Genomic DNA, 1,802 nt, shown 5'->3' on the forward strand with positions numbered 1-1,802 from the left:
AGCTGGGCCTCCCGGCGCGCGGGGACGGAGGAGAGCAGGACGGCGACGCTCGCCTCGCCCGCTCCCCGCCAGGCGACCTGGTCGATCACCGCGGGCGCGGATCCCGGGGCCGAGACGAGTGCCGTGAACGTGGTGCCGAGGGCGGTCGCGAGGCGGTCGACTCCGGTCAGCGAGATGTTGGCCTCGCCGGCCTCGGCCGCGACGATCGTCCGCCGGCTGATGCCCGAGCGCGCCGCCAGCGCGGACTGGCTCAGTCCGGCTCCGCGCCGCGCGAGACGGAGGTTGCCGCCCAGGTGGGCGAGGACGGGAGCCGACATGCGCACTATTCTGCACCGACAGGCCCCTGATGCTCCTAGGATGTGCAGAATGATGCACATCTCGCCTCTCCGGGGCCTCCGCTTCACGCGTCCGGAGTGGGCGCTCATCGGCATCACCGCGATCTGGGGCGGGACCTTCCTCGCCGTTCACATCGCGATGGAGCACAGTGGGCCGCTGTTCTTCGTCGGGATGCGGTTCGCCATCGCGGGGCTGATCAGCGCGGTCGTGTTCCACCGGTCGCTCCGGGGGATGCGGCGGATCGACCTCGCGGCCGGCGTCGCGATCGGGGTGATGATCTTCGCGGGCTACGGCCTGCAGAGCTACGGGCTGCAGACGATCCCGAGCAGCACCTCCGCGTTCCTGACCGCGCTGTACGTGCCGCTGGTGCCGCTGCTCCAGTGGGTCGTGTTCCGTCGCCGTCCGGGCGTGCTGACGCTGGTGGGCGTCGCGCTGGCGTTCGTCGGACTGCTCCTGATCGCGGGCCCGCAGCCGGGCGTCGCGCTCGGAGCGGGCGAGGTGGCGACGATCGTGAGCACGCTGCCGATCGCGGCCGAGATCATCCTGATCGGCCTCGTCGCCGGACGCGTCGACCTCGGCCGGGTGACCGTGGTGCAGCTGCTGGTCGCCGGCGCGCTCGGGTTCGCCTCGATGCCCCTCGCGGGCGAGGCGGTCCCGGCGTTCTCGGGGGCCTGGCTGATCCCCGCGCTCGCGCTCGGGGCGAGCAGCTGCCTGATCCAGCTGACGATGAACTGGGCTCAGCGCTCGGTCTCGCCGTCGCGCGCCACGATCATCTACTCGGCCGAGCCCGTCTGGGCCGGCCTGATCGGCCGCCTCGCCGGCGACCGGCTCCCCGCGCTCGCCCTGCTCGGGGCGGCATTCATCGTCGCGGGCACGCTCGTCAGCGAGCTGAAGCCGCGCCGCGAGCCTGCGCCGCCGGCTCTCAGGTGACGGCGGGGAGGGCGGCCGAGGCGACGAGCGCGCCGCCGGCGTCGGTGATCTCGACGGCGGCGACGGACTCGCGCAGGACGGCCGCGTTCATCTCGCAGTCGAGCTCCGCGGAGCTGCCGAGGAAGGAGCCGGACGGGAGCCGCTCACCGGAGCCGGTGACCAGCACGAGGTCGTAGCTCTCGCCGAGGGCGAAGCCGGTCCCGCGGAGGATCGTCTCGGTGCCCCAGGTGTGCGCCACGAGCGAGCCGTCGAGCGTCACGCCCTCAGTCCGCTCCTCGAAGGCGATCGCCTCGACGGCGCCGAGCGTCCCGGGCGGTCCCGCGACGGGCCGCTCCTCGGCGGACCGCAGGGCCGCTCCGGCGACGCCGCCCACGACGAGGAGCGCGGCCGCCGCGGCGACGGCCAGGACGGCACGGAGACGCGAGGCACGGCGGCGCGGGGCCCGGCGGCGCGAGGCACGCAGACTCTCCCCGCGCTCGGGCCGCTCCCCGGCGAGCGCCGCGACGCGCGACCGCAGCTCCGGCGACGGCTCCGCC

At 74.8% G+C, this 1,802-nt stretch carries 3 protein-coding genes; 1 reads left to right on the forward strand and 2 read right to left on the reverse strand.

Annotated elements, in window-relative coordinates; all coding sequences use genetic code 11:
* A partial coding sequence (locus C5C27_RS17410; protein ID WP_146079764.1) for a helix-turn-helix transcriptional regulator occupies positions 1 to 317 on the reverse strand: 317 nt, incomplete at its 3' end.
* 49 nt (positions 318 to 366) lie between these two features.
* On the opposite strand from C5C27_RS17410, the gene C5C27_RS17415 reads away from it, so the two are divergent.
* Entirely contained in the window at positions 367 to 1,266 is a 900-nt protein-coding gene (locus C5C27_RS17415; RefSeq protein WP_258066847.1) for a DMT family transporter, read from the forward strand.
* On the opposite strand, the gene C5C27_RS18275 is transcribed toward C5C27_RS17415, so the two are convergent.
* Positions 1,259 to 1,802 (reverse strand): hypothetical protein (locus C5C27_RS18275; protein ID WP_104315030.1); only part of this gene is annotated, 544 nt, incomplete at its 5' end. The genes C5C27_RS17415 and C5C27_RS18275 overlap by 8 nt on opposite strands.

It is taken from the genome of Rathayibacter sp. AY2B7 (assembly GCF_002931635.1).
Classification (GTDB): domain Bacteria; phylum Actinomycetota; class Actinomycetes; order Actinomycetales; family Microbacteriaceae; genus Rathayibacter.

Bases quoted from the DNA above. Each gene is read 5' to 3' on its own strand.
- C5C27_RS17415 (WP_258066847.1), top strand. From the start codon at position 367: ATGATGCACATCTCGCCTCTCCGGGGCCTCCGCTTCACGCGTCCGGAG.